The organism is Streptomyces changanensis (assembly GCF_024600715.1).
In the GTDB taxonomy this organism is placed as follows: domain Bacteria; phylum Actinomycetota; class Actinomycetes; order Streptomycetales; family Streptomycetaceae; genus Streptomyces; species Streptomyces changanensis.
In genome coordinates, this window is record NZ_CP102332.1 from 3,300,847 (window position 1) to 3,319,556 (window position 18,710).

The following is an 18,710-nucleotide window of genomic DNA, read 5'->3' on the forward strand; positions in this document are numbered from 1 at the left end:
CGGAGCCCGCCGAACCGGTGAACGCCGCGCTACTCCCGGCCGGGGCCGTTCGCGGCGCCGTTCCAGCTGGAGGGCTTCGCCGTCGCCCGTACCGCGCCCCGTGCGCGGCGCACGATGGTGATGACCCGGTCGGTCAGCTGCAGCGGGCTCGCCTCGGGGTCGTCGTACCCGATCAGCCGGTGGCCGCGCAGCACGCTCACCACGAGGTCGGAGGTGGCGCGGACGTCCTGCCCGGCCTCGGCCTTCGTGACGGGTCGCTCCACGAGGTCGAGCCCCGAGCCCTGGTGGATCAGGTCCTCCAGGACCGCGCCGGCGCTGGGGCTCAGCACGGAGAGGCCGAGCAGCCGTCCCGCCGCGCTCGCGCTGGTGATGACGGCGTCCGCACCGGACTGGCGCAGCAGCGGCGAGTTCTCCTCCTCGCGCACCGCCGCGACGATCTTGGCGCCCTTGTTGAGCTGTCGGGCCGTGAGGGTGACGAGCACGGCGGTGTCGTCCCGCTGCGTGGCGATGATGATCTGCCGGGCCCGCTGGGCCTCGGCGCGCAGCAGCACGTCACTGCGGGTGCCGTCGCCGACCACGCCGGTCAGGCCGTCGGCGTTCACCACGTCGATGACCTTGCTGCTCGGGTCGACCACCACGACCTGTTCCTTCTTCAGGCCCGTGGCCATGAGCGTCGCCAGCGCGGAACGGCCCTTCGTCCCGAAGCCGACGACGACGGTGTGGTCACGCAAGGTGGACCTCCAACGCTTCTGGCGCCACTCCTCGCGGGTGCGCTCCGCCAGCACCTCGAGGGTGGTGCCGACAAGGATGATCAGGAACAGGACGCGCAGGGGTGTCACGACCAGGATGTTGACCAGCCGGGCCCCGTCACTGGCCGGCACGATGTCGCCGTACCCGGTGGTGGAGAGGGTCACCGTCGCGTAGTAGGCCGCGTCGAGGAAGCTGACGCTCCCGTCGATGTTGTCCTTGTAGCCGTCCCGGTCGATCACCACGATCGCCACGGTGATGGCCAGGACGAGGAAGGCGAGGGCCAGGCGCTGGCCCACCTGCCGCAGCGGATGCTCGACCATCGGCCGGGGGAGCCGCACCCGGCCGGTGCCCAGGATGTCCTCCTCCGGCGCGTCCGTCGGCTGCTGACTGGGAAGTTTCACGTGAAACACCCTCCCCGGGCAGGTGTCGGCACGGACGCGGCGGCCGTCCACGGCAGCGCCAGGACCTCCACGTCGTCCTCCGGGCCGGCCCCGCCCGGCGGGATGACGGCGAGCCCGTCGGCCTCGGCGAGCCCGCGGAGCATGGCCGGCCCGGCGTAGTGCAGCGGGACGGCCCGGCCCGCACGGTGGACGACCGGTACGAGCCGGGTGTCCCGCGGGTGGCCCTGGACCGCGTCGCGGACGGGCACGCGGCACGGCTCCGGTGTGGGGTGCCCGGCCAGGCCGCGCAGCAGTGGTTCGGCGAGGGTGAGCAGCCCCGAGACGGCGGCCAGCGGGTTGCCGGGCAGCCCGACGACGTACCGGGGCGTGCCAGGACCGGTGAGGCGGGCCATCAGCATCGGGTGCCCCGGCCGTACGCCCACGCCGTCCACCAGCAGCTCCGCGCCGACCGCCGCGAGGACGGGGTGGACGTGGTCGACCGGCCCGGCCGCGGTGCCGCCCGTCGTGACGACGAGGTCCGCGTCGGCTCCGGTGACGGCGGCGCGCAGCGCCTCGGCGTCGTCCCCGATCCGCCGGACGGCGACGACGTCGGCGCCGAGGGCGCGCAGCCAGGGGGCGAGCATCGGCCCGAGGGCGTCCCGGACGAGCCCGTCGCGCGGGACGCCCGAGGTGAGGAGTTCGTCACCGAGGACCAGCACCTCCACGCGCGGGCGCTCCACGGTGAGCAGTTCGTCGTACCCGGCGGCCGCCGCCAGGCCGAGGACGGCGGGGGTGACGGCGGTGCCGGCGGCGAGCAGTTCGTCACCGGTGCGGCACTCCTGGGCGCGCGGCCGGATGTCCTGCCCGGGCAGCACGTCCCCACGCGCGTACAGGTGCCCGCCGCCCTCCCCCGTGCGGGCGCGCTCGCGGTCGGGCCCGGTGCGGGCGTGCTCGGAGCGGATGACGGCGGTGGTGCCGGTCGGTACGCGGGCGCCGGTGGCGATCCGCACCGCCGTGCCGTCGGCCAGCGCGGGGGCCTCCCCGTGTCCGGCGAGGACGGAGTCGCCCGACCGGATCTCCCAGGGGCCGGGGCCGCCGACCGCCCAGCCGTCCATGGCGGAGGTGTCGAACGGCGGGAGGTCGGTCAGCGCGGTGAGCGGCGCGGCGAGGACCCCGCCGAGCGCGTCGGCGAGGGCGACGCGGCGGGCGCGGGCGGGGGTGGCGCGGCCCTGACGGGCGGCCACCTCCCGGGCACGGGCCCACCCCGCCCCGCGGGGGTCAAGGGCCTCGGGACGGGCGGGTGCCGTGCCGACCAGGGCCAGTGCTTCGTCGACGCCGTCGACGTCGGGGCCGGTCATGCGGGGCCGGCCTCCCCGGCCCAGCGGCCGGCGAGCGCGGCGGCCTTGCGGACCGCCTCGGCGACGGCCTCGGGTCCGTCGCCCCCCGCCTTGGCCGCCGCGTACCCCACGAGGAACGTGGTGAGCGGGGCCGCGGGGCGGGCGACCCCGTGGGCGGCGTCGCGGGCCAGGTCCAGCAGCAGTCCCGTGTCGACGTCCAGCTCGACGCCGAGCTCGGCCTTGACCGCGGTGATCCATTCGTCCAGCACGTTCCCATGCTCCCTGATGCGGGCCCGGGCCGCTGCGAGGTCGTCCCAGGTGTCGCAGTCGAAGGCGGCGAGCGGCGGGGCGGGGACCCGGGCGAGGTCCAGTTCCCCGGTCAGCAGACGCAGGGGCAACCCGGTGAGAGGGCCGTGCTCGGTGGCGAGGAGCGCGATCTCACGGCGCAGCGGCTCGGTGCGGTACGCGGCGACGAGCGGCTGGTCGCGGTCGTCGGCGTCCACGGCGAGCACCGCCTCGGCCGATCCGGCCGTGAGCGTGTCGACGAGTCGGCGGACGGCGGTCCGGTCCAGGAACGGCAGGTCACCGCCGAGGACGACGACCGTCTCGGCCTCCACCTGCCGCACTCCGGCGGAGAGGGCGGCGAGCGGTCCGCCTCCCGGCGGGTCCTCCCGCGCCCACAGGACGGGGCGGGCGGTGGGTCGCCGACCGCCCACGACGACGGTGCGGCCGGCGTCGCGGCAGGCGTCGAGCACCCGGTCGAGCAGGGTACGCCCGCCCACGCTCAGCCCGGGCTTGTCCGCGCCACCGAGTCGCCTGGCGGCGCCTCCGGCGAGTACGACGGCGTCGAATCGGGTCACCGCCCCAGTATGGGCGCCGCCCCGGCCGGTGCTTCCCCCGCCCCCGGCCCTCGGTCCCGACCCTCCGTCCCCGGCCCTGCGTCCCCGGCCCTGCGGGAAAGGGCCGGGGGGTGGAGGGCCGGGGTGCCGGGGTGCCGGGGTGCCGGGGTGCCGGGGTGCCGCTACAGGGTGCGCAGCAGGACCGCCGGATGCTCGACACAGTCGGCGACGTACCGCAGGAAGCCGCCGGCGGTGCCGCCGTCACACACCCGGTGGTCGAACGTGAGCGACAGCTGCACCACCTGACGGACGGCCAGCTCGCCCTGGTGCACCCATGGCTTGGGGACGATGCGCCCCACACCGAGCATGGCCGCCTCGGGGTGGTTGATGATCGGCGTGGAGCCGTCGACGCCGAACACGCCGTAGTTGTTGAGCGTGAACGTCCCGCCGGTCAGCTGCGCCGGGGAGAGGGACCCGGTCCGCGCGGCCTCGGTGAGACGGGCGAACTCCGCGGTCAGCGACTCGGCCGATCGCCCGTGCGCGTCGCGGACGACGGGCACGACGAGGCCGCGCTCCGTCTGGGCGGCGAAGCCCAGGTGCACCGCGGGGAGCCGCACGATCTCGCGGGCCTCCTGGTCGACCCGGGAGTTGAGCTCGGGGTACCGGGCGAGCGCGGCCGTGCAGATGCGGGCCAGCAGCGCCAGCAGGGAGATCTTCGGCCCCCCGGCGGCGTTCATCGCGGCCCTGGCCGCCATGAGCTCGGTGGCGTCCGCGTCGACCCAGCAGGTCGCGTCGGGGATCTCCCGGCGGCTGCGGGACAGCTTCTCCGCGACGGCGCCGCGCACCCCGCGCAGCGGCACCCGCTCCTCGGCCCCCTGCCCGGATGCCGGGGCGGTGTGCGTCGGCGCGGTGTGCCCGGACACGGTGACCCCGGACGCGGTGTGCGTGAGCTCGGGGGAGGGCGCCGGGGCGGTGGACGCCCGCTCGACGTCCACGCGCAGGATCAGCCCGTCCGGCCCGGAGCCGCGCAACTGCCGCAGGTCGAGACCGCGCTCCCGGGCGAGCTTCCGCACGAGCGGCGAGATCACCGGGACCGGCCCGTCCAGCGGAGCGGCGGGCGCGGAAGCCCCGGCCGGACCGTCGACCGGTACCGACACGGCGCGCACGGCCTCGGCGGCCGAAGCCGTGGATGCGACCGGGGCGCCGGTCACCGCGCCGGGCGCCGGCGCGGCGGCGGGGGCGGGCACGGCGGAGGCGGGCGGCGCCGGTGCCGCCGCGCCGACGGGCGCCGCGGGCCGGACGCGGCGGCGCCGGGCGGCGGCCGCGCTCGTCCCGTACCCGACCAGCACGTTCCCCGAGCCCTCCTCCGCGCCGCCCACGGGGGCGGCCCCGGAGGAGCCCGGCTCCGGGGCGGGCGCGGCCGGCTTGGAGCCGCCGGTGGCGTCCGCCGGCACGCCGGCGACCGGCGCGCCGTCGTCCGGCGCGCCGACGGCGACGGTGAGCAGCGGTGCGCCGACCGGCAGCTCCTCGCCCTCCTCGCCGTAGCGGGCGGTGACCACACCGCCGTAGGGGCACGGCACCTCGACCATCGCCTTGGCCGTCTCGACCTCCACGACCGGCTGGTCGATGGCGACGACGTCCCCGACGGCGACGAGCCACCGCACGATCTCGGCCTCGGTGAGCCCCTCGCCGAGGTCGGGCAGCTTGAACTCCAGGACCCGGGCCATCAGCTCCCCGCCTCCCACTGGAGCCGCGCCACGGCGTCCAGGATCCGGTCGACACCGGGCAGGTGGTGCCGCTCCAGCATCGGCGGCGGGTACGGGATGTCGAAGCCGGCCACCCGCAGCACCGGTGCCTCCAGGTGGTGGAAGCACCGCTCGGTGACGCGCGCGGCGATCTCCGCGCCCGGCCCGGCGAAGCCGGTCGACTCGTGGACGACGACCGCGCGCCCGGTGCGCCGGACCGACGCGCAGACCGTCTCGTCGTCGAACGGCACCAGGGAGCGCAGGTCGACGACCTCCAGGTCCCAGCCCTCGGCCCGCGCCGCCTCCGCCGCCTCCATGCACACCGGCAGGGAGGGACCGTAGGTGATCAGGGTGGCGCTGCGGCCGGTACGCCGCACCACGGCCCGCCCGATGGGCTCGACGGCGGTGGGGGCGTCGGGGGACCAGTCCGACTTGGACCAGTACAGCCGCTTCGGCTCCAGGAACACGACCGGGTCGTCGGAGGCGATGGCCGCGCGGAGCAGCCCGTAGGCGTCGGCGACCGTCGCGGGCGTGACGACATGGAGCCCCGGAGTCGCCATGTAGTACGCCTCGGACGAGTCGCTGTGGTGCTCGACGCCGCCGATGCCGCCGCCGTACGGCACGCGGACCACGAGCGGCATCGGCATGGCGCCGCGCGTCCGGTTCCGCATGCGCGAGACGTGGCTGACCATCTGCTCGAAGGCGGGGTACGCGAAGGCGTCGAACTGCATCTCGACGACCGGCCGCAGCCCGTACATCGCCATGCCGACGGCCGTGCCGAGGATGCCGGCCTCGGCGAGCGGCGTGTCCGTGCACCGGTCGTCGCCGAACTCCTTGGCCAGTCCGTCGGTGACCCGGAAGACACCGCCGAGGGTGCCGACGTCCTCACCCATGACGTGCACGGTCGGGTCCTCGGCCATCGCGTCGCGCATGGCCCTCTGGAGGGCCTGCGCCATGGTCGCGGGCTTCGCCGCGGTGGCGGGCTTGGCGGCCACGGTGGTCATCGCTCGTCACCTTCCGCTTCGGCGTCCAGCTCGGCCCGCAGCTGCGCCGCCTGCTCCCGCAGCTGCGCGGTCTGCTCCGCGTAGACGTGGGTGAACAGGTCCATGGGGTCGAGCACGGCGTCGGCGTTCATCCGCTCGCGCAGCCGGGCCGCCATGGCCTCGGCCCGCTCGGCCGCTTCCCGTACGCCGTCCTCGTCGATCAGTCCACGCTCCGTCAGCTCCCGCTCCAGCAGCTTGATCGGGTCGTGCTGCCGCCAGGCCTCGACCTCGCCGTCACCGCGGTACCGCGTCGCGTCGTCGGCGTTGGTGTGGGCCTCGACGCGGTACGTCACGGCCTCGACGAGCGTCGGGCCGCCACCGCGCCGGGCCCGCGCCACCGCCTCGGAGAGCACCTGGTGGACGGCGGCGGCGTCGTTCCCGTCGACGAGCCGGCCCGGCATGCCGTAGCCGACGGCCTTGTGCGCGAGGGAGGGGGCCGCGGTCTGCTTCGCGAGCGGCACGGAGATGGCGAAGCCGTTGTTCTGCACGAGGAAGACGACCGGCGCCTGCCAGACCGCCGCGAAGTTCAGCGCCTCGTGGAAGTCGCCCTCGCTGGTGCCGCCGTCGCCGACCATGGCCAGGGCCACGACGTCGTCGCCCTTGAGGCGGGCGGCGTGCGCCAGGCCCACGGCGTGGGGCAGCTGCGTGGCGAGCGGGGTGCACAGGGGGGCGATGCGGTGCTCGCGCGGGTCGTACCCGGTGTGCCAGTCGCCCCGCAGCAGGGTCAGCGCCTCGACGGGGTCGAGGCCGCGCGCCACGGCGGCGAGGGTGTCCCGGTACGACGGGAAGAGCCAGTCCTGCTCCTCCAGGACGAGCGCGGCGGCCACCTCGCAGGCTTCCTGCCCGGTGCTGGAGGGGTACACGGCCAGACGGCCCTGCTTGGTGAGGGCGGTCGCCTGCGCGTTGTACCGGCGGCCGCGCACCAGCTCGGCGTAGAGCCGGCGCAGCACCGCGGGGGCGAATCCGGCGGCGGCGTCCGTGCCGAGCACCCGGAAGGGCTCGGGGTCCGGGAGCAGCGGCGCCGGATCCGTGCGCGGCTTCCACGCCGGTGGCGGGGTGAACCGGTAAGAGGCCGCGCCGGGCAGCTCTTGGACCGTCATGACAGCACCTCCTCGTGGGAGTGGGCATAACACCCGAGGGCGGCGCGGATGTGGCGCGCCTCACCTACCGATTGTTCGGTCGTGGATCCAATTTGGCTACAGGCGCCCTCAGCCTGTGGACAAACGGTTTTGCACAGCCTGGGATAGGGGCAGGTCGTCCACGAGAGGAAGGCGGGGGGACATGGCAGCTGAACAAATGGCCGAGGGCCGCGAGCAGGGCGTTCCGGACGACCAGGCGGCGCCTCCGCCGCGCCCCCTCGACGCCATCGACCGGGACATCCTGCGGATCCTCCAAACGGATGGCCGCGCCTCGATACGGTCGGTCGCCGAACGGGTCCACGTGTCGCGCGCGAACGCCTACGCGCGGATCAACCGGCTCATCGACGACGGTGTGATCCGCGGCTTCAGCGCACGCGTCAACCACGAGCGCGCGGGCCAGGGCGCGTCCGCCTACATCACGCTGAAGATCGTGCAGAACTCCTGGCGCACGGTCCGCGAACAGCTCCAGGCACTGCCGGGTGCCGCGCACATCGCCCTGGTCAGCGGCGATTTCGACGTCCTGCTGCTGGTCCACACGCCGGACAACCGCACCCTGCGGGAGCTGGTCCTGACCAAGCTCCAGGCCATCCCGGAGGTGCTGTCGACCCGGACGCTGCTGGTGTTCGAGGAGACGGACCTCAACCGCAGGCTCGCGGTCGACGAGGCGTAGCGACCGCGCCACGCCAAGGCCCCGCCGGGGGCTCGCGGCGGGAGCTCACTCAGGGGGCGGGACTCGCGCCGGGATGCCTGTGTCCGGGGGAGTCCCGCCGGAGGCTCAGTGCCCGGTGCGCAGCCCGTCGAAGGCGAGCCGGACGACCGTGTCCGTGACCTGCTGGCGGTCGGCACCGTCACCCGGCTGCGGCCGGTACCACTCGACCATGGAGTTGACCATGCCGAAGAGGAGCCTCGTCGCGGTCTTTATGTCCACGTCGGACCGCAGGTCCCCCTCGCCCGCCGCCGCCTTCATCAGGTCGGCGACCCGGTGGTCGAACTCGCGGCGCCGCTCCAGCGCCCAGCGCTCGGTCCGCGTGTTGCCGCGCACGCGGAGCAGGAGCGTCACGTAGGGCAGCTCGTCCATGAGCACCTCGACGGTGCGCCGCGTGACGTACTCGACCCGCTCCACGGCCCGCCCGCGCGTGGCGGGCTCCTCGTCGAGGACGGCGAAGAGGCCGTCCAGGGCACGGCTGACCGCCCGCCGCAACAGCTCCTCCTTGCCCGTCACGTGGTGGTAGATCGAGGACTTCGAGATGCCGGCCGCCTTGGAGAGGTGCTCCATGGACGTGCCGTCGTAGCCGCGCTCGTTGAACACCCGGACGGCGACGGAGAGCAGCGTCTCGGGCGTGTAGGTGTCCCGCCTGGCGGTGGTCATCGTCCGGTCTCCCGCTTGTCGTCGGCGTAGGAGTGGCGGAAGAGGGCCAGGGAGGGCGCGCACCGCCCCGACGGGTCGCGCTGGTGGATCTCGTCCAGCACGTCGTAGGCCCAGTTCCTGCCGAGCCTGCGGCTCCACTCGATCGGGCCGAGGGGGTAGTTCACGCCGAGCCTCATGGCGGTGTCGACGTCCTCCTCGGTGGCGACACCCTTGGCCACGGCCTCGTGGGCCAGGTCGATGAGCCGTGCCACCGTGCGGGCGACGATCATGCCGGGCACGTCGGCGATGACGCTCACCTTCTTGCCGAGCGCCTGGAAGAGCCCGACGGCCTGCCCGAGCGTCTCGGGGGACGTGTCCGGACCGGCGGCCAGGGCGACGCGGGTCGCCGTGCGGTAGTCGAGGGCGAGGTCGAAGTAGACGACGTCGCGGAACTCCACGGACGTCTGGCCGTCGGCCGCGACCAGCTGGCCACCGGTGGGCAGCACCAGCCGGGTGCCCTTGTCCTCGTCCTCCTCGCGGAGGGGTATGCCGGACTCGCGGATCATCTCCAGCAGCTCGCCGTGCGGTTCGAGGTCGCCCTCGACGACGAGGTGCTCGGGCGGCGGCGCGGCCTCGGCGGTGTGCGGCTCGGGGTGGTGCGCGCCCCCGTCGTCGTACGTGTACCAGCCGCGGCCGGTCTTGCGGCCCAGCATCCCGGCCTCGACGAGGCGGCGCTGCGCGAGCGACGGCCGGAACCGCGGGTCCTGGAAGAACGCCTCCCAGACGGACCGGGTGACGGCCTCGTTCACGTCGTGGCCGATGAGGTCGGTCAGCTCGAAGGCGCCCATGCGGAAGCCGCCCGACTCGCGCAGCACGGCGTCGATGGTGGCGGGGTCTGCGGCCTGCTCCTCGTGGACGGCGAACGCCTCCGCGTAGAAGGGGCGGGCGATCCGGTTGACGAGGAAGCCGGGGGTGTCGGCACAGGCCACGGGGGTCTTGCCCCAGGCACGGGCCGTCTCGTACGCGCGCGTGGCGGAGGTGATGTCGGTGGCGAAGCCGCTGACGACCTCCACGAGCGGCAGCAGCGGCGCCGGGTTGAAGAAGTGCATGCCGACGAAGCGGCCGGGGAGGCGCAGCGCGCCGGCGATGGCGGTGACCGAGAGGGAGGAGGTGTTGGTGGCGAGCAGGCAGCCCTCGTCGACGGTCTCCTCCAGGGCGGCGAAGAGCTCCTGTTTGACGGGGAGGCTCTCCACGATCGCCTCGACGACGAGTGCCGCGTCGGCCAGCTCGCCGAGGCTGCCGGCGGGTGTCAGCCGCGCCGCGGCGGCGTCCCGCTCCTCCTGGGCCAGCTTGCCCTTCGCGACCAGCCGGTCCAGCCGCCCGACGACGGCCTCGGCGGCCTGCGCGGCCCTGCCGGGGGCGGCGTCGTACAGGCGGACGGGGTGGCCGGCGACCAGCGCGACCTGTGCGATGCCCTGGCCCATGGTGCCGGTGCCGACGACGGCGACGGTCCGGTCACGCTCGACGGCGCTCCCGGCCCGGGTGGTGGCCTCTGTGTCGGTCATACCAGTGATCCTCCCCGATGCGTTGTCCACAGGTCCGAGAGACCCCCTTGTCCCGACCGATCGTTCGGTTACTCTAGCTCTGTCCGCCTGTCCCCGCCCAGCTCACCGAGGAGTTGGTCCGCCATGGCCGCCGCGCAGCTGTCCCCCGCCCACCTGGCCGAGAGGCACCGGCCCACACTCGACCAGGCGCTGGAGGCGATCCGGACGCGTGCCTACTGGTCCCCGCACCCGGAGCACCCCAAGGCCTACGGGGAGAACGGCTCGCTGAGCGCCGCCGACGGCCTCGCCGCCCACCGCGCCACGCTGGGGTCCCGCTTCGAGCTGGACCAGCCGGGCACGGACGGCTGGACGGGCGGGGAGGTCTCCCCGTACGGCCCGGCGCTGGGCGTCGAGTACCCGCACGCCGACGTGGACGTCCTGCTGCCCGCGATGCGCGCCGGCATGGGCGCCTGGCGGGAGGCGGGCCCGGAGACGCGCGCCCTGGTGTGCCTGGAAATCCTCGCGCGGATCAGTGCCCGTACGCACGAATTCGCGCACGCGGTGATGCACACCAGCGGGCAGGCGTTCATGATGGCGTTCCAGGCGGGCGGCCCGCACGCCCAGGACCGCGGCCTGGAAGCGGTGGCCTACGCGTACGCGGAGCAGAGCCGCACGCCGCGCGACGCCGAGTGGTCCAAGCCGCAGGGCAAGCGGGACCCGCTGCAGCTGCGCAAGGCGTTCACGCCGGTCGCCCGGGGCATCGCCCTCATGATCGGCTGCAACACCTTCCCCACGTGGAACGGCTACCCCGGCCTCTTCGCCTCCCTCGCCACGGGCAACGCCGTCCTGGTCAAGCCGCACCCGCGCGCGGTGCTGCCGCTCGCCCTGACGGTGCGGATCGCCCGCGAGGTGCTGGCCGAGGCGGGCTTCGACCCCAACCTCGTGGCCCTGGCCGCCGAGCGCCCCGGCGAGGGCATCGCCAAGACCCTGGCCGTCCGCCCGGAGATCCGGATCATCGACTACACCGGCTCCACGTCGTTCGGCGACTGGCTGGAGGAGAACGCCCGCCAGGCCCAGGTGTACACGGAGAAGGCCGGCGTCAACACCGTCGTCGTCGACTCCACCGACGACTACCGCGGCATGCTGGCCAACCTCGCCTTCTCGCTCTCCCTGTACAGCGGCCAGATGTGCACCACCCCGCAGAACCTCCTGATCCCCCGCGATGGCATCGCCACCGACGCCGGCCACAAGACGTACGACGAGGTCGTCACGGACCTCGCGGCCGCGATGGACGGCCTGCTCGGCGACGACGCCCGGGCGAACGGCCTGCTGGGCGCGCTGGTCAACCCCGACGTGAAGGCCCGCCTGGAGGCGGCCGCCGGGCTCGGCGAGGTGGCGCTGGCCTCTCGCGAGGTCACCCACCCGGACTTCCCCGACGCCGTGGTCCGCACGCCGCTCGTGGTGAAGCTCGACGGGTCCAAGCCGGACGCGGAGGCCGCCTACATGTCGGAGTGCTTCGGCCCGGTCTCGTTCGCCGTGTCGGTGGACTCGACCACCGACGCGCTGGAGCTGCTGCGCCGTACCGTCCGCGAGAAGGGCGCCATGACGGTCGGGGCGTACACGACCTCGAGGGAGGTGGAGCGGGCGGTCGAGGAGGTGTGCCTGGAGGAGTCGGCGCAGCTGTCGCTGAACCTCACGGGCGGCGTCTACGTCAACCAGACCGCGGCGTTCTCCGACTTCCACGGCTCCGGCGGCAACCCGGCCGCCAACGCCGCCCTGTGCGACAGCGCCTTCGTCGCGAACCGCTTCCGGGTGGTGGAGGTCCGCCGCCCGGCGTGACCCATCCCCGCCCGGCCTCTGTCGCCTGCGCACCGTCCGGCGTCCCGGGGCTCTCTCCCGGGACGCCGGCCGGCCGGGAGGCCGACCCTCCCCGGGACGCCGGAGCCACCCCGGCACGCCAGAGCCGCCCCGCGACGCCGGAGCCACCACGTGACGAGCCGCCTCGGCGGCCCACGCCTCCCCGGACCGCCTCCCCAGACGGGTGGCGGCCTCACGCGGGGCCGTCGGTGATCTCCGCGTAGCGCTGGATCCAGGCGTGCATGGCGATCGCCGCGGCGGCGCCGGCGTTGATCGAGCGGGTCGAGCCGAACTGGGCGATCGAGCAGACCGTCCGCGCGTGCCGGCGCGCCTCCTCGGTGAGGCCGGGGCCCTCCTGCCCGAACAGCAGCACACAGCGGCGGGGGAGCTCCGTCCGCTCCAACGGCACCGCCCCCGGCAGGTTGTCGATGCCGATGATCGGCAGGCCCTCGGCCTCGGCCCACGCCGTGAGCGACGCCGTGTCGGGGTGGTGGCGGACATGCTGGTAGCGGTCGGTGACCATCGCGCCGCGCCGGTTCCAGCGCCGCCGTCCGACGATGTGGACCTCCTTCGCCAGGAAGGCGTTGGCGGTCCGGACGACCGAGCCGATGTTGAAGTCGTGGCCCCAGTTCTCGACGGCCACGTGGAAGTCGTGCCGGCGGGTGTCCAGGTCGGCGACGATCGCCTCACGCGTCCAGTACCGGTACCGGTCGGCGACGTTGCGCCGGTCGCCACCGGCGAGCAGCTCGGGGTCGTACCGCTCGCCCTGCGGCCACGGCCGGGGGTGCGGTCCGACCCCGACCTCGGGGCCGTAGCCGTCGTCGTACTGGAGGGGGATGTCCGTCGGGGTCTCGCTGCTCACCCGACGAGGGTACGGGTGTCCGGCGCGTCCGGCGCCGGCCGCTTGTCGGCCCGCGGCCCACCGCCGGGGCGCAGCCGCCGTCCCGCCGTGCGGGCCCGCCGCTCCAGCCACAGCAGGAAGACCGTCGGCAGGAACACGGCGTCCGCCGCGATCATCGCGAGCGAGAAGAAGGGCAGGCCCAGCAGGACGGCGATCCCGGCGTGCTCCATCATCATCACCGCCAGCAGCACGTTCTTGACGCGGCGGTTGAAGAGCGTGAACGGGAAGGCCACCTGCACGATCACCGTGCCGTAGGTGATCAGCATGACGACCACCCCGCTGCCCGCCAGGATGTCCGAGAGGGCCGGCCAGGGAGTGAAGTAGTCCAGCTGGAGCGGGTAGTACAGCGCGGTGCCGTCCTGCCAGCGGGACCCCTGGATCTTGTACCAGCCGGCCGTCGCGTAGATCAGGCACACCTCGGCCATGATCACGGCGAGGGTGGCGTTGTGCAGCAGGTTCGCGAGGACATCGAGCAGGGTGCGGGGCTCGCCGGGGGCGAAGCGGCACACCAGCCACCACGCCCCCTGCGCCAGCCACAGCAGCCACAGCAGCGCCATCAGCCACGGTTCGCCGCTGCGGTCACGGAAGAGCACGACCGCCACGAGACCGAAGCCGAGGAGCGTCCACAGCGCCATCCCCGTGTGGTCGACCCGAGGAGCGGGCTTCCGGGCCGCCCTGCGGGCGTCCAGCGACCACGCGCGCCCGCAGCGGGTGAGGACGAGGTAGAGCGCCATCAGGTGGATGACGTTGTCGCCGCCGTCGCCCATGAAGACGGAGCGGTTCTGCAGCGAGAGCACGCCCACCATGAAGAGGACGGACATCGCACGGGTGCGCCAGCCGACCAGGAGCAGCAGGCTGGAGAGCACGGCGCCCGCGTAGACGGCCTCGAACCACAGCGCGGAGTCCGACCACATCAGGACGGTGAAGGAGTGGTTGTCCTCGATCAGCCGCCGCGCCATGTCCCAGCTCCACGGGCCCCGCGGCCCGTACAGCTCGTGGCGGTGCGGGAACTCGCGCAGGAGGAACAGCAGCCAGGCCGCGGCGAACCCGATGCGGACGACCGCCGTCTGGTGCGGACCCATCACCGTGCCGGTGACCTTGTGGATGGCGCGCGCGAGCCGGCGGTCCGGCCCTTCGCGGTGCGCCCCGGCCGCGGGGGCACGGCGCGGCGCGGGCGGCGGGCCGCCGGCCGGACCGTGCGGCGCGGGGACCAGGGGGCGTGGGGAGCGCTCGTCGTCCGCGCGGGGCGCGGGGAGCGCCGGGGAGGCCGGGGGCGCGGAGGGGTCCTGCGGCGCGGGGACCGGCGCGGGAGCCGGGAGCGGTACGGGCCGCCCGTCAGGGCTGCCGGCGGGCTGGGGGGCGCTGGGGTTCACCGGGCCACCTCCGTCCCGCGGCCGCCGGTGACGCCGCCCGGCAGGTCGGCGGAGGTCACGGTCCACCAGGGCAGGACCCGGCGGAAGGGCCGCGTGTCCATCTTCTCGTCGCTCCACGGAGGAGCCCCCACGCCGGTGGTGGAGGAGCGTATCTGTATCCGCTCGATCCGTCCGCCCAGCCGGTGGTCCTCCAAGCGGTCCATAGCGATGCGCCGGATGTAGCGCTCGGAGAGCTCGGCGCGCAGTCCGCTGCCGCGGTCGTCGTCGCCGTGCTGGTTGGCGTAGAAGTCCCAGGCGCGGCGCAGCTCGTTCTGCTGCGTGTGACTGGGGATCGGGTTCCCCCGAATGGCCGCCCCGTCCTCGCCGGTCAGGTCGATCCACGGGGTGACCCGGCGTCCGCCGTCGCGCACCACCTCGGCGCGCACGTGCACGGCGATGTTCTGCTGGAGCGGATTGGGGGCGAAGAGCTTCCAGTTCTGCTCGAACTCCGGCATGACCCAGGCGTCGACCGCCGCGCCGTGCTCCTTGGTCAGGGTGTTCGACGGGGCGACGTGGAGGAACACCACGGCCACGTGGAGGCAGGCGGCGAGGCCGATCACCGCGAGTGCGACGGCCGCCGCCACCTGATAGGGCAGGGAGAGACCGGCCATCCCGGCCGGACCTGGCCCTTCGCCGTGGACAGCGTGCCCGGCGCGTTCCCGCTGCCCGTCGTACGACTCCATCCCGCCCCGTTCCGCGTCACTCCACCGCAGTTATCCACAGGGTTGACACCATACGGGCCGTCGACTCACCATTGAAGTCATTCAACCGAACGATCGGTCGGTAGGGGGCTCGATGACGGCAGTGACTGCGGACTCGCAGGAGGCGTACGAGGCGGTGTTCGACGCCGCCGTCGCCGCGGACGAGCGGATCGAACCACGCGACTGGATGCCGGACGCCTACCGGGCGACGCTGGTCCGGCAGATCGCCCAGCATGCCCACTCCGAGATCATCGGCATGCAGCCCGAGGCGAACTGGATCACGCGTGCGCCCTCCCTGCGCCGCAAGGCCATCCTGATGGCCAAGGTGCAGGACGAGGCGGGCCACGGCCTGTACCTCTACAGCGCCGCGGAGACCCTCGGAGCCAGCCGGGACGAGCTCCTGGACAAGCTCCACTCCGGCCGCCAGAAGTACTCGTCGATCTTCAACTACCCCACGCTCACCTGGGCCGACGTCGGCGCCATCGGCTGGCTCGTGGACGGCGCCGCGATCACCAACCAGGTGCCGCTGTGCCGCTGCTCCTACGGGCCGTACGCCCGCGCGATGGTCCGCGTCTGCAAGGAGGAGTCGTTCCACCAGCGCCAGGGGTACGAGGCCCTCCTCGCCCTCTCCCGCGGCACCCCCGCCCAGCACGAGATGGCGCAGGACGCCGTGAACCGTTGGTGGTGGCCCTCGCTGATGATGTTCGGCCCGCCCGACGACGAGTCGGCGCACTCCGCCCAGTCCATGGCCTGGAAGATCAAGCGCCACTCCAACGACGAGCTGCGCCAGCGCTTCGTCGACATCTGCGTGCCGCAGGCCGAGTCCCTCGGCCTCACCCTCCCCGACCCGGACCTCCGGTGGAACGAGGAGCGCGGCCACTACGACTTCGGCGCCATCGACTGGTCCGAGTTCCGCGAGGTCCTGAAGGGCAACGGCCCGTGCAACGACCAGCGGATCACCCAGCGCCGGCGCGCCCACGAAGAGGGCGCGTGGGTGAGGGAGGCGGCGACCGCGTACGCCGAGAAGCACAGTGATCGGACCACGGGCGGCACGTCCGGGAAGACCGGGGAGGCGACGGCATGACGACGAGCGACTGGCCACTGTGGGAGGTGTTCGTGCGCTCGCGCCGCGGGCTGTCCCACACCCACGCCGGCAGCCTGCACGCCCCCGACGCCGAGCTGGCCCTGCGCAACGCCCGTGACCTCTACACCCGGCGCAGCGAGGGCGTCTCCGTCTGGGTCGTCCCCTCCACGGCGATCACGGCCTCGTCCCCCGACGAGAAGGACTCCTTCTTCGAGCCCGCGGCCGACAAGCCCTACCGGCACCCCACCTTCTACGAGATCCCCGAGGGGGTGCAGCACCTGTGACGACCACCCTGCACACGGCGGCCCTCGCCCTCGGCGACGACGCCCTGGTGCTCTCGCACCGCCTGGGGGAGTGGGCGGGGCACGCCCCGGTGCTGGAGGAGGAGGTCGCCCTCGCCAACATCGCCCTCGACCTGCTCGGCCAGGCCCGCGTCCTGCTCTCCCTCGTCGGGGACGAGGACGAGCTCGCCTTCCTCCGCGAGGAGCGGGCCTTCCGCAACGCCCAACTGGTCGAGCAGCCGAACGGCGACTTCGCCCACACCATCGCCCGCCAGCTGTACTTCTCCACCTACCAGCGGCTCCTCTACGGCCGCGTCGCCGCCACCGCGCCCGACACCGGTGACGAGACCCGTGAGACGCTGCGGGGCCTGGCCGCGAAGGCGGTCAAGGAGGTCGCCTACCACCAGGACCACGCCGAGCAGTGGACGCTCCGCCTCGGTGACGGCACCCAGGAGAGCCACGACCGGATGCAGACGGCGTGTGACGCGCTGTGGCGGTACACCGGCGAGCTGTTCCAACCCCTCGACGGGCTCGACGTCGACTGGCGGGAGCTGGAGGCCGACTGGCTCACCTCGGTCGCCGCGGTCCTGGACCGGGCCACTCTGAGCCTGCCCGAGGGACCCCGCGCCACGGGGTGGACCGCGGGCGCCGGCCGCCAGGGCCTGCACACCGAGCCGTTCGGCCGGATGCTCGCCGAGATGCAGCACCTGCACCGCAGCCACCCGGGGGCGTCGTGGTGACCGCGACGCCGCTCGAGGAGGAGCTGAGCCGGCTGGCCGGTTCGGTACCCGACCCCGAGCTGCCCGTCCTCACCCTGGAGGACCTCGGCGTCCTCAAGGGCGTGCGGGTCGAAGGCCCGGGCCGCGTCACGGTCGAACTGACCCCCACCTACACCGGATGCCCGGCGGTCGAGGCGATGGCCTCGGACATCGAGCGGATCCTCCACGACCACGGCGTGGCCGAGGTGTCCGTGGTCACGGTCCTCTCCCCCGCCTGGTCCACCGACGACATCAGCGACGAAGGGCGGCGCAAGCTCGCCGAGTTCGGCATAGCCCCGCCCCGTCCTCAGCGGCAGCCGGACGGGCCGGTGTCCCTCACCCTCGCCATCCGCTGCCCGCACTGCGGCTCGACCGACACCGAGCTGCTCAGCAGGTTCTCCTCGACCGCGTGCAAGTCGCTGCGCCGCTGCGCCACCTGCCGCGAACCCTTCGACCACTTCAAGGAGTTGTAGATGTTCCATCCGCTCCGGGTGAGCGAGGTCGAGCGGCTCACGGACGACTCGGTGGCCGTCACCCTCGCCGTCCCGCCGGAGTCGCGTGAGGCGTTCCGCCACACCCCCGGCCAGCACCTGACGATGCGCCGGTTCTCCGCCGACGGCCTGGAAGTCCGCCGTACGTACTCGATCTGCTCACCGGCCGCACCCGCCGGTGAGGAACCGGTGCTGCGGGTGGGCATCCGGCTCGTCGAGGGCGGCGAGTTCTCCACCTACGCCCTCAAGGAACTCGCGGTGGGCCACACCGTGGAGGTCATGGAGCCGATGGGCCGGTTCGTCCTGGCGCCGCGGCCCGGGTACTTCGCGGCGATCGTCGGCGGCAGCGGCATCACCCCGGTGCTGTCCATCGCGGCGACCCTGCTGGCCCGGGAGCCCGGGGCCCGGTTCTGCCTGGTCCGGAGCGACCGCACGGCCGCCTCGACGATGTTCCTGGACGAGGTCGCCGACCTGAAGGACCGCTACCCGGACCGCTTCCAGCTGGTGACGGTGCTGTCCCGGGAGGAGCAGCAGACGGGTCTGCCGTCGGGCCGGCTGGACGAGGAGCGACTGTCCGGGCTGCTGCCGGTGCTGCTCCCCGTGGAGGACGTGGACGGCTGGTACCTGTGCGGCCCGTTCGGGCTCGTCCAGGGCGCCGAGCGGGCCCTGCGCGGACTCGGCGTCCAGCGCGGCCGCGTCCACCAGGAGATCTTCCACGTGGACGACGGCTCCTCCACGGCGCGGCGCGCCCCGGGGGACGTGGCCGGTGCCAGGCTGACCGCGACCCTCGACGGCCGGTCCGGGACCTGGCCGGTCATGGAGGGCGAGACCCTCCTGGAGACGGTGCTGCGCAGCAGGTCGGACGCGCCCTACGCCTGCAAGGGCGGCGTGTGCGGCACCTGCCGGGCGTTCCTGGTCACGGGCGAGGTGCGGATGGACCGCAACTACGCCCTGGAGTCCGAGGAGACGGACGCCGGATACGTCCTGGCCTGCCAGTCCCACCCGACGACACCGCGGGTCGAGCTGGACTTCGACCGCTGACGTCTCGCCGCCCGCTCCGGACGGCGAGACGGTCCCCGGCCGCCGGACGCCCCCGGCCG

Annotated in this window: 18 protein-coding genes; 7 read left to right on the forward strand and 11 right to left on the reverse strand. The window is 74.0% G+C overall.

Translation table 11 applies throughout. From position 1 onward, the window contains the following. Positions 1–29: 29 nt before the first annotated feature. The 6 genes from NRO40_RS14570 to pdhA form a co-directional block, all read right to left on the reverse strand. Entirely contained in the window at positions 30–1,160 is a 1,131-nt protein-coding gene (locus NRO40_RS14570; RefSeq protein WP_198549439.1) for a potassium channel family protein, read from the reverse strand. Continuing rightward, complete coding sequence (locus NRO40_RS14575; RefSeq protein ID WP_079047405.1) at positions 1,148–2,488, reverse strand: molybdopterin molybdotransferase MoeA; 1,341 nt, start codon at positions 2,486–2,488, stop codon at positions 1,148–1,150. Before NRO40_RS14575 ends, NRO40_RS14570 begins: the two co-directional genes overlap by 13 nt. Then, the gene (locus NRO40_RS14580) at positions 2,485–3,327 is read right to left on the reverse strand and encodes an NTP transferase domain-containing protein (protein WP_058944449.1); all 843 of its coding nucleotides are present in this window, start codon (positions 3,325–3,327) and stop codon (positions 2,485–2,487) included. Before NRO40_RS14580 ends, NRO40_RS14575 begins: the two co-directional genes overlap by 4 nt. A gap of 161 nt (positions 3,328–3,488) precedes the next feature. Further along, the gene (locus tag NRO40_RS30590; RefSeq protein ID WP_306674872.1) at positions 3,489–5,033 is read right to left on the reverse strand and encodes a dihydrolipoamide acetyltransferase family protein; all 1,545 of its coding nucleotides are present in this window, start codon (positions 5,031–5,033) and stop codon (positions 3,489–3,491) included. Further along, positions 5,033–6,055: an alpha-ketoacid dehydrogenase subunit beta gene (locus NRO40_RS14600; RefSeq protein WP_058943874.1), complete on the reverse strand. Its 1,023-nt coding sequence runs from the start codon at positions 6,053–6,055 to the stop codon at positions 5,033–5,035. The genes NRO40_RS30590 and NRO40_RS14600 overlap by 1 nt, the downstream gene beginning before the upstream one ends. Beyond that, the gene (pdhA, locus tag NRO40_RS14605) at positions 6,052–7,194 is read right to left on the reverse strand and encodes a pyruvate dehydrogenase (acetyl-transferring) E1 component subunit alpha (RefSeq protein WP_058943873.1); all 1,143 of its coding nucleotides are present in this window, start codon (positions 7,192–7,194) and stop codon (positions 6,052–6,054) included. Before pdhA ends, NRO40_RS14600 begins: the two co-directional genes overlap by 4 nt. A 181-nt stretch (positions 7,195–7,375) precedes the next feature. On the opposite strand from pdhA, the gene NRO40_RS14610 reads away from it, so the two are divergent. Next, the gene (locus NRO40_RS14610; RefSeq protein WP_198549421.1) at positions 7,376–7,903 is read left to right on the forward strand and encodes an Lrp/AsnC family transcriptional regulator; all 528 of its coding nucleotides are present in this window, start codon (positions 7,376–7,378) and stop codon (positions 7,901–7,903) included. A 105-nt stretch (positions 7,904–8,008) separates the two neighbouring features. On the opposite strand, the gene NRO40_RS14615 is transcribed toward NRO40_RS14610, so the two are convergent. Together NRO40_RS14615 and NRO40_RS14620 are read right to left on the reverse strand one after the other, a co-directional pair. Then, positions 8,009–8,602: a TetR/AcrR family transcriptional regulator gene (locus tag NRO40_RS14615; RefSeq protein WP_058943871.1), complete on the reverse strand. Its 594-nt coding sequence runs from the start codon at positions 8,600–8,602 to the stop codon at positions 8,009–8,011. Continuing rightward, positions 8,599–10,146, reverse strand: a complete 1,548-nt coding sequence (locus NRO40_RS14620; protein WP_058943870.1) for a 3-hydroxyacyl-CoA dehydrogenase — start codon at positions 10,144–10,146, stop codon at positions 8,599–8,601. The genes NRO40_RS14615 and NRO40_RS14620 overlap by 4 nt, the downstream gene beginning before the upstream one ends. Before the next feature lie 123 nt (positions 10,147–10,269). On the opposite strand from NRO40_RS14620, the gene paaN reads away from it, so the two are divergent. Beyond that, positions 10,270–11,964, forward strand: a complete 1,695-nt coding sequence (gene paaN / locus NRO40_RS14625) for a phenylacetic acid degradation protein PaaN (protein WP_058943869.1) — start codon at positions 10,270–10,272, stop codon at positions 11,962–11,964. 211 nt (positions 11,965–12,175) lie between these two features. On the opposite strand, the gene NRO40_RS14630 is transcribed toward paaN, so the two are convergent. The 3 genes from NRO40_RS14630 to NRO40_RS14640 form a co-directional block, all read right to left on the reverse strand. Next, positions 12,176–12,844 (reverse strand): TrmH family RNA methyltransferase, encoded by a 669-nt coding sequence (locus tag NRO40_RS14630; RefSeq protein WP_058943868.1) that lies wholly within the window; start codon positions 12,842–12,844, stop codon positions 12,176–12,178. Beyond that, a complete protein-coding gene (locus NRO40_RS14635) occupies positions 12,841–13,965 on the reverse strand; it encodes an HTTM domain-containing protein (protein ID WP_058943876.1) in 1,125 nt (374 codons plus the stop codon). Before NRO40_RS14635 ends, NRO40_RS14630 begins: the two co-directional genes overlap by 4 nt. 287 nt (positions 13,966–14,252) lie before the next feature. Next, the gene (locus NRO40_RS14640) at positions 14,253–14,978 is read right to left on the reverse strand and encodes a DUF5819 family protein (protein ID WP_058943867.1); all 726 of its coding nucleotides are present in this window, start codon (positions 14,976–14,978) and stop codon (positions 14,253–14,255) included. A gap of 112 nt (positions 14,979–15,090) precedes the next feature. Between NRO40_RS14640 and paaA the strand changes: the two genes are divergently transcribed. Genes paaA through NRO40_RS14665 form a run of 5 tightly spaced genes read left to right on the forward strand, consistent with a single transcriptional unit; the run spans position 15,091 to position 18,651 of the window. Next, positions 15,091–16,080 (forward strand): 1,2-phenylacetyl-CoA epoxidase subunit PaaA, encoded by a 990-nt coding sequence (gene paaA / locus NRO40_RS14645; RefSeq protein WP_058943866.1) that lies wholly within the window; start codon positions 15,091–15,093, stop codon positions 16,078–16,080. After that, on the forward strand, positions 16,077–16,364 hold the full coding sequence (paaB, locus tag NRO40_RS14650; RefSeq protein WP_058943865.1) for a 1,2-phenylacetyl-CoA epoxidase subunit PaaB: 288 nt from the start codon (positions 16,077–16,079) through the stop codon (positions 16,362–16,364). The genes paaA and paaB overlap by 4 nt, the downstream gene beginning before the upstream one ends. Next, positions 16,361–17,101, forward strand: coding sequence for a 1,2-phenylacetyl-CoA epoxidase subunit PaaC (gene paaC, locus NRO40_RS14655; protein ID WP_058943864.1), 741 nt, complete (start codon positions 16,361–16,363; stop codon positions 17,099–17,101). Before paaB ends, paaC begins: the two co-directional genes overlap by 4 nt. Further along, on the forward strand, positions 17,095–17,592 hold the full coding sequence (paaD, locus tag NRO40_RS14660; RefSeq protein WP_058943863.1) for a 1,2-phenylacetyl-CoA epoxidase subunit PaaD: 498 nt from the start codon (positions 17,095–17,097) through the stop codon (positions 17,590–17,592). The genes paaC and paaD overlap by 7 nt, the downstream gene beginning before the upstream one ends. Next, positions 17,593–18,651 (forward strand): 2Fe-2S iron-sulfur cluster-binding protein, encoded by a 1,059-nt coding sequence (locus NRO40_RS14665; protein WP_058943862.1) that lies wholly within the window; start codon positions 17,593–17,595, stop codon positions 18,649–18,651. Positions 18,652–18,710 lie beyond the last annotated feature (59 nt).

Bases quoted from the DNA above. Each gene is read 5' to 3' on its own strand.
- NRO40_RS14575 (WP_079047405.1), bottom strand. From the start codon at position 2,488: ATGACCGGCCCCGACGTCGACGGCGTCGACGAAGCACTGGCCCTGGTC.
- NRO40_RS30590 (WP_306674872.1), bottom strand. From the start codon at position 5,033: ATGGCCCGGGTCCTGGAGTTCAAGCTGCCCGACCTCGGCGAGGGGCTC.
- NRO40_RS14600 (WP_058943874.1), bottom strand. From the start codon at position 6,055: ATGACCACCGTGGCCGCCAAGCCCGCCACCGCGGCGAAGCCCGCGACC.
- pdhA (WP_058943873.1), bottom strand. From the start codon at position 7,194: ATGACGGTCCAAGAGCTGCCCGGCGCGGCCTCTTACCGGTTCACCCCG.
- NRO40_RS14610 (WP_198549421.1), top strand. From the start codon at position 7,376: ATGGCAGCTGAACAAATGGCCGAGGGCCGCGAGCAGGGCGTTCCGGAC.
- NRO40_RS14615 (WP_058943871.1), bottom strand. From the start codon at position 8,602: ATGACCACCGCCAGGCGGGACACCTACACGCCCGAGACGCTGCTCTCC.
- NRO40_RS14620 (WP_058943870.1), bottom strand. From the start codon at position 10,146: ATGACCGACACAGAGGCCACCACCCGGGCCGGGAGCGCCGTCGAGCGT.
- paaN (WP_058943869.1), top strand. From the start codon at position 10,270: ATGGCCGCCGCGCAGCTGTCCCCCGCCCACCTGGCCGAGAGGCACCGG.
- NRO40_RS14635 (WP_058943876.1), bottom strand. From the start codon at position 13,965: ATGGGTCCGCACCAGACGGCGGTCGTCCGCATCGGGTTCGCCGCGGCC.
- NRO40_RS14640 (WP_058943867.1), bottom strand. From the start codon at position 14,978: ATGGAGTCGTACGACGGGCAGCGGGAACGCGCCGGGCACGCTGTCCAC.
- paaA (WP_058943866.1), top strand. From the start codon at position 15,091: ATGACGGCAGTGACTGCGGACTCGCAGGAGGCGTACGAGGCGGTGTTC.
- paaB (WP_058943865.1), top strand. From the start codon at position 16,077: ATGACGACGAGCGACTGGCCACTGTGGGAGGTGTTCGTGCGCTCGCGC.
- NRO40_RS14665 (WP_058943862.1), top strand. From the start codon at position 17,593: ATGTTCCATCCGCTCCGGGTGAGCGAGGTCGAGCGGCTCACGGACGAC.